General features: G+C 43.7%; 14 protein-coding genes. 4 read left to right on the forward strand and 10 right to left on the reverse strand.

The genetic code is table 11. From position 1 onward, the window contains the following. Nucleotides 1–14 precede the first annotated feature (14 nt). Complete coding sequence (locus tag C8D85_RS03565; RefSeq protein WP_133559976.1) at nt 15–668, forward strand: YecA/YgfB family protein; 654 nt, start codon at nt 15–17, stop codon at nt 666–668. Nucleotides 669–742: 74 nt separating this feature from the next. Here C8D85_RS03565 and C8D85_RS03570 read toward each other — a convergent pair whose 3' ends face one another. The 4 genes from C8D85_RS03570 to C8D85_RS18050 form a co-directional block, all read right to left on the reverse strand. Beyond that, nucleotides 743–1,186 carry a Spy/CpxP family protein refolding chaperone gene (locus C8D85_RS03570; RefSeq protein ID WP_133559977.1) on the reverse strand — a complete coding sequence of 148 codons (444 nt, stop codon included), beginning with the start codon at nt 1,184–1,186 and terminating at the stop codon, nt 743–745. A 200-nt stretch (nt 1,187–1,386) separates the two neighbouring features. Beyond that, nucleotides 1,387–3,621 (reverse strand): ATP-binding protein, encoded by a 2,235-nt coding sequence (locus tag C8D85_RS03575; RefSeq protein WP_133559978.1) that lies wholly within the window; start codon nt 3,619–3,621, stop codon nt 1,387–1,389. 12 nt (nt 3,622–3,633) lie between these two features. Then, entirely contained in the window at nt 3,634–4,902 is a 1,269-nt protein-coding gene (locus C8D85_RS03580) for an ABC transporter substrate-binding protein (protein WP_133559979.1), read from the reverse strand. A gap of 270 nt (nt 4,903–5,172) precedes the next feature. Next, nucleotides 5,173–5,316: a hypothetical protein gene (locus C8D85_RS18050; protein ID WP_162847531.1), complete on the reverse strand. Its 144-nt coding sequence runs from the start codon at nt 5,314–5,316 to the stop codon at nt 5,173–5,175. A gap of 230 nt (nt 5,317–5,546) precedes the next feature. Between C8D85_RS18050 and C8D85_RS03585 the strand changes: the two genes are divergently transcribed. Continuing rightward, nucleotides 5,547–6,422 carry an MYG1 family protein gene (locus C8D85_RS03585; protein ID WP_133559980.1) on the forward strand — a complete coding sequence of 292 codons (876 nt, stop codon included), beginning with the start codon at nt 5,547–5,549 and terminating at the stop codon, nt 6,420–6,422. A 58-nt stretch (nt 6,423–6,480) separates the two neighbouring features. On the opposite strand, the gene C8D85_RS03590 is transcribed toward C8D85_RS03585, so the two are convergent. After that, nucleotides 6,481–7,503: a serine hydrolase domain-containing protein gene (locus tag C8D85_RS03590; protein WP_133559981.1), complete on the reverse strand. Its 1,023-nt coding sequence runs from the start codon at nt 7,501–7,503 to the stop codon at nt 6,481–6,483. Between the two features lie 224 nt (nt 7,504–7,727). On the opposite strand from C8D85_RS03590, the gene C8D85_RS03595 reads away from it, so the two are divergent. Then, nucleotides 7,728–8,819, forward strand: a complete 1,092-nt coding sequence (locus tag C8D85_RS03595) for a nucleoid-associated anti-phage protein (protein WP_133559982.1) — start codon at nt 7,728–7,730, stop codon at nt 8,817–8,819. A 5-nt stretch (nt 8,820–8,824) separates the two neighbouring features. Continuing rightward, nucleotides 8,825–10,120: an anti-phage protein gene (locus C8D85_RS03600; RefSeq protein WP_133559983.1), complete on the forward strand. Its 1,296-nt coding sequence runs from the start codon at nt 8,825–8,827 to the stop codon at nt 10,118–10,120. A gap of 513 nt (nt 10,121–10,633) precedes the next feature. On the opposite strand, the gene C8D85_RS03605 is transcribed toward C8D85_RS03600, so the two are convergent. The 5 genes from C8D85_RS03605 to C8D85_RS03625 all read right to left on the reverse strand — a co-directional run bounded on the left by C8D85_RS03605 (nt 10,634) and on the right by C8D85_RS03625 (nt 16,083). Continuing rightward, nucleotides 10,634–11,659, reverse strand: a complete 1,026-nt coding sequence (locus C8D85_RS03605; protein ID WP_133559984.1) for an IS110 family RNA-guided transposase — start codon at nt 11,657–11,659, stop codon at nt 10,634–10,636. A 349-nt stretch (nt 11,660–12,008) separates the two neighbouring features. After that, complete coding sequence (locus tag C8D85_RS03610) at nt 12,009–12,323, reverse strand: helix-turn-helix domain-containing protein (RefSeq protein ID WP_133559985.1); 315 nt, start codon at nt 12,321–12,323, stop codon at nt 12,009–12,011. A 440-nt stretch (nt 12,324–12,763) separates the two neighbouring features. Further along, nucleotides 12,764–13,144, reverse strand: coding sequence for a Gfo/Idh/MocA family oxidoreductase (locus C8D85_RS03615; protein WP_133559986.1), 381 nt, complete (start codon nt 13,142–13,144; stop codon nt 12,764–12,766). Nucleotides 13,145–14,155: 1,011 nt separating this feature from the next. Next, nucleotides 14,156–15,313 carry a 2-iminoacetate synthase ThiH gene (gene thiH / locus C8D85_RS03620; RefSeq protein ID WP_133559987.1) on the reverse strand — a complete coding sequence of 386 codons (1,158 nt, stop codon included), beginning with the start codon at nt 15,311–15,313 and terminating at the stop codon, nt 14,156–14,158. Next, complete coding sequence (locus C8D85_RS03625; protein WP_133559988.1) at nt 15,310–16,083, reverse strand: thiazole synthase; 774 nt, start codon at nt 16,081–16,083, stop codon at nt 15,310–15,312. The genes thiH and C8D85_RS03625 overlap by 4 nt, the downstream gene beginning before the upstream one ends. Between the last annotated feature and the right edge of the window lies 1 nt (nt 16,084).

Here is a 16,084-nt window from a genome sequence, read left to right on the forward strand (position 1 = left end):
ATAGGATCACTTAAATGCAACACCAACCTCTTGATGACTTAGAATTAGAAGAGCTCGAAAACTTTCTTGATTCCGATGCCGTCCACGAAGACTGCCAAAACTTTGTGATGGCACACGGTTTCCTAACCGCTCTTGCCATTTGCCCAGAGCCACCAGCATCGTCTCAATGGTTACCGCTTGTTTTCGAAGAAACGCCTAATTTTACCTCTGATAAAGAACAAAAGCACATCGAGAATTTAATGGTGCGTTTGGCATCAGATATTCAAAAGGAATTAGAGTCTGAAGACGACTTCTTAGTCCCTTGTGAAATCGAAGTAAGCAGCGATCCAAATGAGCTGAGTGAACTTGAAGAATGGGCGTCAGGCTTCATGGAAGGCGTGTTCTTCACGGAACGTAGCTGGTTTGAAACCGAAAAAGAGGAAGAAGTAGCCGAACTTCTACTACCATTTATGGTGGCATCTGGCTTGTTTGAAGACGAAGAAGTGCAACAAATTCGTGAAAGCGAGAAACTCACCAAGTCTTGTATCGAGCAAATCCCACAATTGGTAACAGACCTATTTCTAGTGCTGCGCACCGAGCCAGAGAAAAAGCCTAACAAGCCAAAGCCTCAACGAGGCCCAAAAGGTGGCAAATCCTCTAATAAAGGTAAAGGCGGTAAGAAGCGCTAGTCGTTTCTCAGTATAAAAAAAGCCGCATCAATGGATGCGGCTATCAAGGTGGGGGAACCGATTTCTCATCTGAACTATTTACGGCGATCTTGCATCAGCTGCACTTGCTGTGGCGTTAACAACGCATAGAATTCATGAGTTGTCTTCGCTTGCTGTACTTCTAGGGTTTGCATCAAATCACTACGTTTCTCAGACAAATCCGCAACTTGATCAACATAATCTTTATCTACAGGGTTTAACTGCATCATAGGTTTGCGTAGCTCTTGCAGATCTTCGATCACTTCTTGGCGATCTTCTCTGGCTTCAGCAAACAGCTTTCCGGCTTTCTTTTTCGTACTCGCATCGAGCTTTAATTCAGCCGCCATGCGGTCTAACGCTTGCTCGGAATACGGATCCATTGACTTCACTGGCGCTTGAGCCGATCCCGCTGCAAAAGAAGTTGACGCCATAGTCACTGCCGCTGCTGCGACCAAAGCCAATGCTGACTTTTTGTAACGCTTCGCATTTAGAGTGGTCATATACACACCTCGCTGTTCGTTAATGATGATTCCATTATCAACCTTTAAATGTCAGTGTGTGTCAGATCGGAGAAATTGCCTTGTAAAGAAATGCATGCCAACGAGCACATTACACTCAATACGCAAAATCCAAGAAAGGAAGTGCACCGATTAAATGATTGTGCAACCAGAATCATCTAAAAGCCGCCATTATCGGCCACTTAGCGCGCCCATTTGATTAGAATGCCTTCTAATTGGGATAGATTGATAGGTTTACCTAAAAAGTCGCACATGCCTACTTCTGCACAGCGCTTTCTATCTTCTTCAAAAACATTTGCTGTTAGGGCAATAACCGGTGTCTGATTATTTTTATTCAATGACTTAATTTCCAAAGTGGCTTGCAACCCATCTTTTACAGGCATTTGCATATCCATGAAAATTAAATCAAACTCATGCTCAAGGCATTGCTCGATAGCCCTCTCACCGTCTTCGGCTACAACAATCGAGCCAACATTAAGCTTAGACAGCAAACCTTTTATGACTATCTGATTGGTTTTATTGTCCTCAGCTACCAAAACCTTGAGTTGTGAATAATCGAAAGTCTCTGTAGTGGGTGTTTTATAAGGCTCATCCGAGATAGTTTCTTCTTGATTCGAGACTTCTGCTTCCATTTCAAAATAGAATTTTGAGCCACAACCGACTTGACTATCAACTTTTAACTCTGACCCCATCAGCTTTAAAAGTTTGCTTGTAATCGTCAAGCCAAGACCTGTTCCACCAAACTTCCTTGTGATTGAAGTGTCGGCCTGAGAGAACGCATCAAATAAACGATCAAGGTATTCCGCCTCAATACCTATTCCCGTATCAGTTATGCTGAATAACAAGCTCACCTTTTTGTTAGCCTGTATAACAGCTTTTGCGTTAACTACGACTTCGCCGTTGTCGGTAAACTTAATGGCATTACCTAAAATATTGATCAACACCTGCTTAAGTCTTGTTTCATCCCCTAAGAAGACAACCCTTTGATCAGGGACTGCAAATGATAATTTGACACCTTTATCCAAAGCCTGCTTTTTGAAAAAGAACTCAAGGGTGCGAAACATTTTTTCCAAATCAATCGGCTGCTTTTCTAAATCAATTTTGTTCGCTTCAATTTTGCTCAAGTCTAAAATATCGTTAATGACTACCAGCAAGCTCTGCCCTGATGAAGTGATAACATCAAGCATTTCCTTTTGCTTCTCTGATAAATCTGTCTCCTGTAACTGTGCCGCCATCCCGAGCACACCGTTCATTGGTGTACGAATCTCATGACTCATGTTTGCTAGAAACTCAGATTTAACTTTCGATGTATGCTCTGCTGCCTTTTTCTCTTTCTCCAAGTCTATACTCATATCTCTAAAACGACTGGCCGCTTGTGCTAGCACGCCTATCTCATCGGTTCGTTTTGTATGGTGAATGGGGGCAGAAAGATCCGAATTAAGAAAGCGACTAAAACTTCCGGTAAGTCTCGCGATTGCTTTAGTGATGTGAACATGAAAGAACCAAGCTAGCACTAAGAGGTAAAGCACAATGGCCAAACTTAATAAGTTAAGAATGGATTTGGTTGTTAAGATACTCTCGTCCCCCACCTCTTTAATAGACTTCAGCCTATCTAGCGAAAGCTCTCTTAGAATATTCGACAATTCACCAAATTCATTAGCATCGCCTGCCATGACAACATTAACAAGATTCAAATAATTTCGATTGACCTGTACAGCTTTCGCAAAAGAGGTTTTATAGCTTGTCAAAAGCGTATTTAAATTCTCGAAATCTTCACCTGACAAATTACGGTTATATAAAGATATCTGCTGTAACAATGAATACACTTGTTGTTTTTTGGAATAATCCTTCTTTGTCAGAAATAGCCAAGCACTTCGATGTAACGTATGCCAACTGTTGCTTACTTCCAGCACTTCTAGCTTTACTTCTGGATTGACCGAATAATCACTTAAAGCATTTAGGTGAATAATGGCTGACTGATAGATGTCTTCTAAAACCACATCGATCATTTCTGATCGAGACTTATAAAGGGGAGCCAAAACCTCCAAATTTCCGCCAATCCTCTCTGTCAAAACAGAAAGCTTTTTAATATAGGTTTCTTCCTCAATGGAGGAGTTAGCCCTTTCTAATGCTGAAATGCGGGCTTTAACATCTTTAAATGTCTCATTGATTTTACCAAAGACAGCATCACTTCCCGTCATACTGTAAACGGAGATATCCCTTTGAATTTCAAAGATCTCTTTATTTATACGAACTATGGATGTTGTATAGCTACTGATATCCGTCACATTTATCATTGCCGTAGCAATTGTTTCAAGGCGCTTATCCATAACGATATAACATGCAACAAGCGTCACAACGACAAAGCTAAAAGAAAGCGCAATTTTTGCAGCAATAGAACGCGCAATAAAAGACAACAGAGTCACTCCTTATGCATTTAACAGCTCATACCATTTATCCAAACTATAATCATAGTTTTGCATGACTGTATTCCACACAGCTATGTTTGATAAACGTTTTACATAGCTCCCCCCGTGCCTGAGCTCCCCAGCTCTGACAGAGACATTACCATCTGTACCTTTCAGATCTGTCATCGCTTGTTGGCCGTCATACCAGTAGTCCCATTCTGCTTGAGACATCAAGTCTCTGCTTCGTTGCGGATTAGAAATGTAATAACCTTGGCGAGCAATGAATGCCCCAGGGTATCCAGATAACCACCAATTCATATACTCATAGGCAGCATCTTTTACCTCTTCACTGGCATTCGCAGACATACACATTACCCCATGCCAAGCTCGATAGCCCTCTTTAGGTGCAGCGTACACGACCGGAATCCCCTGCCCTCGGCAAGCACTGACCGCAGGTGAAAACATACTCTGAATAGTCACTCGACCTGTTTTCATAAACTCGACCGACTGTGGTACCGAAGACCAAAAGCCAGAGAAGTGACCTTGTCTTTTTTTGGTAAGCAGTATCTCAAACAACTGATCGATCTCGGCAATGGACATATTACCAATATCATCAAATGTCATCAGTCCTTGTGCTTGTGCTGACAAAGCCACGTCAAAAATCCCTATAGTAGGAGCGTTAACTAGACCGACTTTCCCCCTATTACTCTCATCCAATAACCATGCCCAAGACTCTGTCTCATAAGCCACACCAGGCTGAATGTGTTGTGTGTTATAGCCAAAGGAGTCGACATTATGCACGTATGGCATAAAACTGAGTTGTTTAGACGGTGTTGCACCTAACGAGCCGTCTGGCTGTACATAGATAATTTTATTCGGTGCATCACCTGCACCTATTTGTGAGTCATCTGTTAACTTCCCTGTTTTGGTTAGATTATTTATTTCGTTCCAATAGCGAAGTCGATCCGTATCGAGAGGCTGAATTGATCCTGCTTGCCACAGAATATTAATAGAGTCCGACCAATGCTCATACAAATCAAAAGAGCTAGGATCTGAAGCAGCCTTTTGCAATAACGCAGCATCCCCCATAGGATAAAACTCAAGATTGATGCCTAACTCCTTCATAGCCCTTTGGCGAAGCTCTTCCTGAAGTGTGACATGAGTCCCCATCACCCTAAGCGTAATAGTCTTTTTGGAGTAAACATATGGCGCTTTTACCGCAACAGCGGACATCGCTACTCCAGCCCCTAATGTTCGTAAAAAACCTCGTCGATCAAACAAGCTGCTCATCATTCTTCCCTATATCAGTTACTAGATCTTAGTATAGATAGGAAAACCAAAACCATTAGAAAACAATGATGTTTTTGTAATGAACTGCTACGAACTTAAAAATCCACTTCTGAAAAGAAGCGAGTTCGAACAATGTAGGGATTGCAAAAAAGAGAGGGATTAAGTCAGCTGAAAGTGACAGAAAGGTCTTCAACTGACTCTGGAAAGAATAATGTTGCAAGTACAACTGCCAGGGAATTGCAGATGCGCCAAAAGCAGGAAAGCGACTCTCTAGCCTTTCACTTTATTAGTTCGCGCATTGCGCTTTTGCTTCTTACGCTCGTTCTTTTCAGTGATGATCTTAATCGCTTCGTCTTTCGTTAAATGTGGATGTTTAGCGATTAGTTCTTCAACTCGGGTATCAAATTTTGTCATTGGTAACTCTCATGTATAGAAATATAAATGCTGTCATATTCAGCGCAGCGCATCTTAACAAGACATGCGTTGCAATACTCTAGAAATAATCACCTTGCTCGATATTTTCCAGTATCGGTATCAGTAATTACATAGAACGGTGTTACCTACCTCCAAAAGTCCGTAGAATCCAGCCTCTTAATTCCACCTAGCTGATAAACGAAAAAAGACAGATACAAGAGATGGTAAACATGACAGAACACACTCCGGTGATTGCGACGCACAATGGCAACTTTCACGCAGACGACGTATTTGCTGTAGCAGCACTGAAACATCTTTATCCATCTGCGAAAGTAATTCGAACACGTAACCTTGACAAGCTAGACCAAGCCGATATCGTTTTAGATGTAGGCGGCATATACGATGCCGACAAAGGCCGTTTCGACCACCACCAACGCGGCGGCGCTGGTGCTCGTGACAACGGTATTCCGTATTCTTCGTTTGGCTTGATGTGGCAAAAATACGGCCTTGAAATCTGTGCTGGCAACCAAGAAGTCACTGACGCCGTGGATAAAAACCTCGTCTCTGTCATCGACGCCATCGACTGTGGCCATGTCGACGGTCCACTCACCGGTGTCAGCCTTAGCCAAACCATCTCCATGTTTAACCCAACTTGGGAGGAACCTGGTGACTTTGACGCTTGTTTTGAAGAAGCCGTAACCTTTGCTTCACGGGTTCTGGCACGCTTTATTGCCTCGGCAAATGGTGGCGTTAATGCCAAATCCATCGTCCTTGAAGCCATTGAAAACGCCAACGATCCAAGAGTCATCGTCTTGGAGCAATTTACACCTTGGAAAACCACAGTGCTAAACACCTCAAAAGATGCTTTATTTATGATCTACCCATCGCAAACTGGTGAATGGCGTATTCAAACCGTGCCGGTTGAACTGGGTTCTTTTGAAGACCGCAAAAAACTGCCAGCGGCATGGGCGGGCTTATCTGGTAAAGAGCTTCAAGAAGTGACCGGATTGAATGATGCTATGTTCTGCCATAACGGCTTGTTTATCGCGGGTTGTGCATCGTTTGAAAACACAATGAAAATGGCCGAGATGGCTTTGGCCGAATAAAGCTTATTTAGAAAAGATCGATGCTTAGCACATCGATCTTTTTGAAATCTACCAGCCTTTATAGAGCCGCCTGAATCGCGGGGATAATATCTTGGCTCAACATACGATGCAGTGAGTCACGATATCCAGTGCGACCAGATGGCAAGTTTTCCTGCGAGGTAATAGCAACGGTGAGCTCTAGCTCCGGCAACACATAAATCATCTGACCGCCATAGCCCCAACCGTAATAACCCTGCACACCTGCAAACGTCTGGATAAACCAGCCGTAGCCATAAAGACTACGATGGTATTGAGACTGAGTCCTTGGCGTCCAACTTTGTTCTATCCAATCTTCTGAAAGAATTCGCTTACCGTCTTTTGTAACACCACCACGACGGTACAACTCACCAAAGGCCAATAACGATGCAGGCGTCATGCCCACTTGATTACCGCCCATCGGAATCCCTTGCGGGTCTGTCTCCCAACTTTGAATGCGCACGCCAGAATCTTGTAACCAGTCATTGGCGAGCTGATACGTATGTCGTCCACTTTCTCGCATCATGATGGCCGATAGCACATGAGTATTACCAGTGGAATACTGCATCTCGCCCCCCACCTCTTCTACAAAAGGTCGAGACAGCACACTTTTTACCCAATTATCACTGGCGACCCAAGCGCCATAATTACGCCCAGACGTGCGCTCTAATCCAGCCTGCATAGAGAGCAAATGACCAAGGGTAATCTCGCTTAAGCGAAGGTCAGGATTTTGCGGCAGTTGATCAGGCAATAACGTCGTAACCGATTGATCCACTCCCTCCAGCACACCACGATCAATCGCCATGCCAACGATCGCCGACATCAGGGATTTCGAGGCAGACTTAATATTTGTCACCGCATCCATGTCGGCATTGTTATACGCCTTAGACCAAACGACCTCGTCCTGATACGCCACTTGAACGGTTTTGATATTTGAAAAACTTTCAGCGGTTTTGTCCATGGCACTCAAATCAATGATGCTTGCTTGTGCGGCAGTAGCGATAGACGTAGTAAAGAAGCAAAGAAAAAGTGTTCGGAAAATAGGTAATTTTGATAATAAGAGCATAAAAGATAAATCATCCGTTGAATGGGGTGAGTTGTTAATAACTCAAAATTTAGCCAAATACATCCATCTAGTTACCTAATTAATGAAAATACGTCATTTTAGTCAGAGCCGCCCTTTTTTGTTTGCCTAAACTGAACGAATGGTGACTTTTACGTTAAGTGTTTTGTTAAATTTTTACATGGTAAAATTCAACAATAATTATCAAGTCATCAACAGGAAGGGATATGACTGCACGATTAGTTGTACTGAACGCTATTGCCGCAGAGATTAGTAAACCAGATAGTAGTTTTAGCTATAAGTTTGGCGATCTTTGGGATGGAGGCAATGAGCATGCACTTAACTTTGTTCAGGAAATAGAAACGAAGTTTAGACGTAAGACTAAGACTTATGGCTTCTTAAGTGTGGATACAGGTAGGAATTCAATACCAACAATTCTGACTAAGTTTAATTCTGATACTGATGGTGTTTTTGAGGATACAACTCGGAGCATGATGGAGAGGCTTAAATCTTCATTAAATGAAGATGGTCGCGGTAACACTCAAGTCGGTCACATGATCTTTATTCATTACTGCAATGAAGGAGAAGAAGAGGACTTAGGTCGCCTGTTAGTGGTGATGGTAGACAAGAAAGACGTGTTTGACTTCGGTGCTGGCCTTGTACCTACAAGATTCAAGTCTATTGATGTAGATACACTGAGACAAGCTGTGCTGTATGATTTGACATTATTTGATTCGGTCTACCCTGACCACATTGAAGAACATCAAGACAAAGCTTACCTAAGATTTATTTCGGGTCGCTCAAAAGGGCAATTTTTCCAAGAAGCTCTTGGCACAAAGGACATGATAGACAATACTGTAAGTGTATCCAGTATTTTTGATGCAATTGAGCAATATGGAAAGGGTTTGGGCCTAAGAGACGCTCATATTCGTAAGCTGCGAGATGAAGTGGAGCTTTTGATTAGAGATAAGAAAGGCAACCAAATCAGCGTAAACAACGTTGCTAAAAAAGTAATTTCAAATTTACCTGATGGTAAGGATGGGATAACTGCGGAAGACTTTGTTGCGTTCATTAATGAGAATGATTACAAAATCAGTGAAATCTTCGATGTAACTCGTGGACAATTGCAGAAAGCTACTAACATTGAAGGACAAAAAGGACAGGATTACTTTTATCGCATCAAAAGAAGTGCTTTGGGTACTGTTGAGGATGCGGAAAAGAGCATTAGGTACGATGCCGGAACAAGAACGATTTATATAGAAGTTCAAGATGATGAACAACATCGTGAGTTATTGGAAGCATTGCCAGACAAGGATTAAGTCTTATGTATGACTCAAGCCATTTGTTTAGCTCGTTCATCAAGGATGGTCAGCAAACGGAGTACGACAAGGATATACAGCTTTATGCTTTTGAGCTTGATGAGAGCATTGCTGAATGCAAAGACTTTACGCATTTGGAAAAGGCTCTCAAAGAGGTTAACAGCTCATGTAGCCTTAAAGCTGAAGGTGGGAAGTTATACCTTGAGTTTGAAGATGGTAGTGAGCATTGGCAGGATGGTTTCAAAAGGTATTTCTATTCGACCTTAGATAACTTCATGCGAGCGTGCATTCGTATAAAAAGCGTTCCTTCTAAGTTTTGTATTATTGATAGGCAACTATCTGAATCGAATACAGATGATCCCTTACTGAAAAAGGTTGTTCAGGTTACTAAGTGGGTGAAGTTATTATCTGATATGGCTGACCATATTCAAGATAACAATCTATTGGTGTTCTTTGTCCATCACAAAGAGGGCAAGACCAAGCCATATCAGATTAGCCCATTTGTTGACCTTCAAAAAATAGAACAATTGGGATTAGACTGTGATGAAGCGAGATACGAGCGTTTATATGATAGTTGGCATTTAGAAGATGCCCAGACCAAAGATAGACAAAGTGTCATGTTGGTTTCATTTGCTGAAATCATGTCTTCAATGGAAGATGGAAACAATCCATTTGAGGTTTTTCTAACAAATACCAAGAAGTTTCATGATAGGTATTGTGAGAACTATGAAATCTATGTAAACAGATTCACTGTAGACACTCAGCTTCGAGAAATTGATGAGCAACATTTAAGCTTTGTTGGCAAGCTGCAAGAATTAGTTACGTCATCACAAACCAAAGCGTTTGCTTTACCGGGCGTAATGGTTGCTATTGGTGCACTAGCAAGAACAAACAACTTCCTAGGAGTGGTTGCAATTGTTGTTGGTGTTGTAATGACAAAAATTTTGATAACTAAATCCAATGAACTTCTTCGAGAAAACTTAGATCATTTTAAGGACACCTTTGATAGAGCGCTAGGTCATTATCTGAAATCTAGAACTGAAGCTGAAGAAGTGAAATCTCATGCCAAGGATGCACAAGAGAAGCTTGATGCTCAATTAGTTAAAGCCAAGGACAGGGTTGATTTTATAGATACGATGTCCAACTGGATGCTTTGGATAGGCTTATTGCTAGCATTTAGTTTAATCATAATGACATTTAAATCAGATTATCCAGAAGAGGCAAAGGCTACTTTGAATTGGGGAGCGGAAGTGTCTAAGACAGCTTTCAACTTGATTAAAGCGAAGCTAGAAACAATATAATCGAAACTATTGCGCCCAGTTGAAAAATAGACTTTTGGACACGATTTTGACCAATTGCTACAGTACAAAAAAACGCACTTAAATTGAATAACATGGAATAGTGCCTCAATGTAGCTTAAAGCGCCGAGGCTGGCTGGTTGCCTGCAGATACTGAAAGGTTGATCGGGGTAAGGCACCCCTCCTACGAAATGCGGGATTGGCGATTTAACTCATAGATGCAGGTTTGGTCGCGAGGTGCAACCTGCTTATATGGACCCGCCCGACTGTTGCAAGCTATTTTGACATCACAGAATAAAGTTGCACGCTTATATTCGACCTACTTTGATTGAGCATATCTGCTCGGCCATTAAAAGATGTGCGCTCACTTTCTCTAAACTCCTACTCGGCTTCATTGAGCCAGCGGGTTGCACAGGATGAGTGAGCCGATTTTATCTGTTCTGTCTTAATAGTCTGCGCAACGCTTTAGGTGTGCCAGCTATAAACCTTTTATTTCTTTATTTGGTCTCTCAAGAACTAGCTCTGATAGTGTGAGTTTGCTCTTGATAGTAAACTCCAAGCGATGCGAGCCAGCTTATTTGCTAGTGCAACGACTATCTTATTCGTATGCTTGCCGCTACTCTTCATGCGCTTCACCCATTCCGCCAAACGGCCTGTTGCCCCATCTTTTTGTAGAACGCGATATGCTGCTCTAGCACCATGAACCAACTGTTTTCTCAGGTATTTATTGCCCTGCTTACTAATCCCTTTATGCTTTTCTTTCTCGCCACTGGATGCTTGCTTAGGCACAAGCCCTAATGAGGCAGCCACATGTCGACCACTTCCGAAGCGTTTAGCATCGCCGATATAACACCACAGCAGAGAGGCATTGATGATGCCAAGACCTGGAATCTCCATTAGCTTTTGGCATTCCTCGCTGCCTTTTGAATACTCTTTGAGTATCCGATCATAGCGCTTCACGTGCGTTTCTTTTTCTAACCATTGTGATCTTAGATCATCTAATAACAATCGACCGCGATAGGTAATGGGTTGCTCAGCATCTTCCAGTAATACTGGAAGTAAGTTCTTAATAGCAGCGTCACCAGTCGGTATGACGACTCCCATATCGGCTAATAAGCCACGGATTTCATTACCTGTTGCAACGCGCTCGCGAACCAATCGTTCTCTCACTCGATGAATCGCCTGCAGATCTAGCTGCTCTTCACTTTTAACCGAGACCGATGGAATCGATGGCAGTGATGCCGCTAAAGCGATAGCGGCAGCATCTCGTTGATCGTTCTTATTCACTCGCACAAACGGCTTAACATACTGAGGAGCGAGCAATTTTACTTGGTGCCCCATCTTCATAAACTGCCGAGCCCATGCATGAGCTCCAATGCACGCTTCCATGGCAATCAAACAAGGAGGCAAATTGGCAATAGTGTTTCTCAACTCTTCTCGACGCAGTCTTTTCTTTAGAACTTGCTTGCCTTGCTTGTTCTGACCATGCAATTGGAAAACATTTTTCGCCAAATCAATGCTTAAGATGCTAATGTTCTTCATAGGACTCGCTCCTTTTAACTTGGATGCCGGACAGGCTTTTGTTTGCACATTAAGCATGGCACATAGTTAGGAGGGCGAGTCCATCTTATTTCCTACAAGATAGAGTCTCATTAGCAGCATTCCATGTGTTTGATTCGCGCTGACGTTCGAAGGGAGGAACGACCTGAGATTTGCGCAAGCGAATTGAATGCATGGAATGGTCATGCAAAGCGCTTCCAGAGTGCCAAAACGGAGATTTAGTAGCCTGGAATTATCTCCTAGGTTGCTGGTTGTTCCCTCGCGCAGCGAGGTCCTACAAAAGGCTTAGTTGCATAGGCAAACTGCTTCTACTAAATCAGTACCGAACGATTTATAGCTCTGCAATTTGGTTGAGCGTTTCTGGGTGGCGCTTAACCAGTTTCAGTAACGTAATGGCTTGGCCGTTTGGAACGCTGCGCCCTTGTTCCCATTTCTCCAACGTTCTAGCAGAGGTATGGAGTAAGCGGGCGAAGACTCCGCGTGACATATTGAATTGCTCTCGGATGCTGACGATTTCACTGGGTGTGATATTCAGTTCCGACACATCATTAACTTGATGAGTTTTAAGCGTCAGCTTACCCTCAGAGTGTGCTTTAGCTTCCCCTAATGCAGAGTTTAGCTCTTCAAATAAATTACGATTGCTCATCGCGCCAAGCCTCCATAAGAGCCTTTATTTTCTAGCAACACGAATATTTCTTAAATCGCCTGAACCTTAGATCACTGCTGCTGTATGTAGATCGCTCATAAAATCAGATTGAAAGAGTCTAAACTCTTCATCTGTTAGATAATCCGGCCTGTACTTTTCAAATATGGTTGATTCAAAAAATACGTTTTTCATGACCTTAAATATACGCCAATAGCGTGTAGATGAAAAATTTACCGTCCTGTCAGCCTCTTACAAAGCTATTGCTTTAATCGCCGGTAGAATCAGCTTCGTACGAAGGGATTTGCTTCATAAAAGTATTGCTTAGGTTGCAGGTCGTTAACTCGGGCAGCAAGACAAAACCGCGTAAATAATTACGAATCATTCAACGACACAGATGGCCAACTACTTGCTTTGAGCTAAATTAGTTGGCTCTGTTGTTGTTAATAGAATTCGTCACTCGCTTTGGTTTCTACCATCATGCCGTTAAACAACGATATCAATAATGCGGAAATACGCTCATGCATAATCACAGTATGATCATTGTGCGTTTCCTGCATATGATAACGTAAGGCATCGCGTACAGATTTGATTCCTGTAACGTCGATAATGATATCGATCTGAGAGCTATCTTGTAGAAGATCGAACATATCAGTTGTAATGGGAATACTGTGCTCCTTCGCCAGTAACATACCTGGAGCCTGCGCGTTTTTATCCGCTACTCCAATGATATCAATGAACTCTGCCTTAAACAGTCGATCCAATAATTCCAAACCAGCGTTCCCTGCCCCGATCACAGCAACTTTGAATTGATTTGCACTCATGATAACTCCTTATCTCAAGACGAATTAGAGGCGCACTCCTATTCGTCATGGCTTAACAAAATACGATTTGGATAAAACATACGCTTTTAGTAAGAATCAAACCAACCCTTGAGCATGTGGTAGCTCATGACTTTATGTATTCTTTGTTTTACATCATGAGAAACATCCATATGTTTGAGCCTCGTTAGCGATTGCAGGAAGTACGACCTGAGGTTTGCTTAAGCGAATTGAATGTATGAAATGGAGACGGGAAGTAACTCTGCAAACAACAATCATGGTCCCTCAAATTCATTCACCCCACACTCACTTTGAGTGCGCGACTGACTTAGTAGCAAAATCAAGGCGGCTAGTCCTAACACACCAAACTTGAGAGCTAATATCAAAATCCGTATCACAGCTTCACTCCATATCTTCAATCAACTGAAGATAATGTAACAAGGCTCTATTTGAAAAATATGTCATGCAAACGCAAACAGGCAGTAAATCTCACGCTTAACTCAATAGCCCAGACTATGGGTTCTTGAGATGACTATTGGGGTCAGATGAAAAATTCACAAAGTAGATTATGAGCACCAAAGCTGAGATTTAGTAGCCTAGAATTATTGCCTAGTTTACTGGTTGTTCCCTCGCGCAGCGAGGTCCTACAAGAGCGCAAAGCTATCGCTTTGGCCGCGGGTACAACCCGCCCTTACAAAATAGATATTAGCAACGTTCCATGTGTTTGATTCGCGCTGACGTTCGAAGGGAGGAACGACCTGAGATTTGCGCAAGCGAATTGAATACATGGAATGGCACCACAATGCAGCTTCAAACGCCGAAGCTGAGATTTAGTAGCCTAGATATATTACCTAGAATGCAGGTTATTGCCTCGCGCAGCGAGGTCCTACAAAAGGTTTGTCGCGGTTGCAATCCGCTTATTTAGGGGAAATTGCAGCCTAGGAAGGTTGTCTAGGCTGCGGATTTTTCCCTCGCAAAGCGAGGTCCTACAAATACCTTATACGTTGCGAGGTTCTACATGTTGAAGGAGATGTCCCAGTCTTTCCAGACGACTTCGCGGCCTTGGGCGCGGATGGCGTTGGCAATTTCGGTGACACTGCGTTCGTCGCTGACTTCAAATTGCTCTAGGGCTTCTTTGGCGTCTTCAGCATAGCCGCCCGGTTGGGTTTTCGATTCGGCGCTCATGGTGGTGAAGCCCATGCGTGCGGCGTGGTTTCGAAACTCCGGTGATTCACGGGTGGAGAGGCTCATTTCTAAGTCCGCATCAAAGAGTCGCCATGCAGCGATCAGCTGTACCAGCTCTAGGTCCGAAATCACGGATTTCGGTACGATACCGCCGGCACAGGGGCGAATACGCGGGAATGCAACGCTAAAACGTGAGCGCCAGTAGCGTTTTTGCAGGTGTCTTAGATGGTGCGCCATCATAATGGAGTCGGTACGCCAGTCATCCAAGCCGAGCAAGACGCCTAAGCCAGTTTTATGCACCTTGGCTTGGCCGATACGATCCGGCGCGTCTAAGCGGTGATTGAAGTCGGATTTATTGCCTCTTAGGTGATGCTCAAGGTAAGTACTGCGGCGGTAGGTTTCTTGATAGACCAAGACGCCATCGAGGCCGAGTTCTTTTAGCTGAGCGTACTCTTCCATTTCCAATGGCTGTACTTCCATAGAGAGCTGGCTAAAAGCGGGCTTAAACAATGGCAACATGCGCTCGAAGTACGGCATGGAGACTTTCTTGGTTTCGCCGGTCACCAGCAAGATATGGTCAAAGCCCTTTTGCTTGATGGCGGCAATTTCTCGCTCGACCTGTTCTTCGTCCAAAGTTAAACGCTTGATGGCATTGCTCATGGAAAAGCCGCAGTAGGTGCATTCGTTGGCGCAGGTATTAGACAAATACAAAGGCGCAAACAAGCTCACTGTTTTACCAAAACGCTGCAGCGTCAGGCGTTCACTCTCTGCCACCATCTGATTGATAAAAGGCTTGGCGGCTGGAGAGATCAAGGCGGCAAAGTCATTAATATCGCGCTTAGGCTTGGCCAGTGCTCGACGCACATCGGCTTCAGTGGCGTTTTGATGCTGAGCGGTGGTGGCGTCCCAATTTAGCGCTTCTAATTGTGCGCTAAATTGGCCTACGACCGCTGGACTTTGATGTAAGACTCGTATGACGCCACTCATACTAGCTCCTTAAGGAACTCGGTAAAGGGGCTGGACGCTTCGGCGGTTTGTTGCACTTTACCGGTACCTGACTCATAGGCCATGCGCCCTGCTTCCACCGCCAGTTTAAAGGCTTTGCCCATCATTTCTGGGTGGCTCGCGACCGCCATGGCGGTGTTCACCAAGACCGCATCGGCACCCGCTTCTAATGCAGCCGCCGCATGGGATGGCGCACCAATACCCGCATCGACAATTACAGGCACGTTGCTTTGCTCAATAATGATGTCTAGGAACGGCTTAGACGCCAAACCTTGGTTGGAGCCAATCGGTGCACCGAGTGGCATGACACATTGTGCGCCCACTTCTTCTAGACGTTTGCACAGTACTGGGTCCGCATGAATATAAGGCATCACCACAAAGCCTTGGCGCACTAGCTCTTCAACTGCTTTTAGGGTATCGATTGGGTCTGGCATTAGGTAACGTTGATCTGGGTGGATTTCTACTTTGACCCAGTTGGTTTCCAAGGCTTCTCGCGCCAATTGAGCAGCGTAGATGGCTTCTTTGGCATCGCGGGCACCAGAAGTGTTTGGCAATAGCTTCACACCCAGTTTTTGCAATGGCTTTAGAATATTGTCAGAGCCCGCTTTTAGATCCATTCGTCGTAAGGACAAGGTGGTCATTTCACTGCCACTGGCCAAGATAGAAGCGATCATCTGCTCTTGGTTGGCGTATTTGCCCGTGCCAGTAAATAAGCGTGATGAAAAGGTATGACCTGCAATCGTTAATGACATA

Source organism: Marinomonas communis (assembly GCF_004363305.1).
Taxonomy (GTDB): domain Bacteria; phylum Pseudomonadota; class Gammaproteobacteria; order Pseudomonadales; family Marinomonadaceae; genus Marinomonas; species Marinomonas communis.

What these genes read in the sequence shown, in the direction of transcription:
- C8D85_RS03565 (WP_133559976.1), top strand. Translation starts at nt 15, where the DNA reads ATGCAACACCAACCTCTTGATGACTTAGAATTAGAAGAGCTCGAAAAC.
- C8D85_RS03570 (WP_133559977.1), bottom strand. Translation starts at nt 1,186, where the DNA reads ATGACCACTCTAAATGCGAAGCGTTACAAAAAGTCAGCATTGGCTTTG.
- C8D85_RS03580 (WP_133559979.1), bottom strand. Translation starts at nt 4,902, where the DNA reads ATGAGCAGCTTGTTTGATCGACGAGGTTTTTTACGAACATTAGGGGCT.
- C8D85_RS18050 (WP_162847531.1), bottom strand. Translation starts at nt 5,316, where the DNA reads ATGACAAAATTTGATACCCGAGTTGAAGAACTAATCGCTAAACATCCA.
- C8D85_RS03585 (WP_133559980.1), top strand. Translation starts at nt 5,547, where the DNA reads ATGACAGAACACACTCCGGTGATTGCGACGCACAATGGCAACTTTCAC.
- C8D85_RS03590 (WP_133559981.1), bottom strand. Translation starts at nt 7,503, where the DNA reads ATGCTCTTATTATCAAAATTACCTATTTTCCGAACACTTTTTCTTTGC.
- C8D85_RS03595 (WP_133559982.1), top strand. Translation starts at nt 7,728, where the DNA reads ATGACTGCACGATTAGTTGTACTGAACGCTATTGCCGCAGAGATTAGT.
- C8D85_RS03600 (WP_133559983.1), top strand. Translation starts at nt 8,825, where the DNA reads ATGTATGACTCAAGCCATTTGTTTAGCTCGTTCATCAAGGATGGTCAG.
- C8D85_RS03605 (WP_133559984.1), bottom strand. Translation starts at nt 11,659, where the DNA reads ATGAAGAACATTAGCATCTTAAGCATTGATTTGGCGAAAAATGTTTTC.
- C8D85_RS03610 (WP_133559985.1), bottom strand. Translation starts at nt 12,323, where the DNA reads ATGAGCAATCGTAATTTATTTGAAGAGCTAAACTCTGCATTAGGGGAA.
- C8D85_RS03615 (WP_133559986.1), bottom strand. Translation starts at nt 13,144, where the DNA reads ATGAGTGCAAATCAATTCAAAGTTGCTGTGATCGGGGCAGGGAACGCT.
- thiH (WP_133559987.1), bottom strand. Translation starts at nt 15,313, where the DNA reads ATGAGTGGCGTCATACGAGTCTTACATCAAAGTCCAGCGGTCGTAGGC.
- C8D85_RS03625 (WP_133559988.1), bottom strand. Translation starts at nt 16,083, where the DNA reads ATGTCATTAACGATTGCAGGTCATACCTTTTCATCACGCTTATTTACT.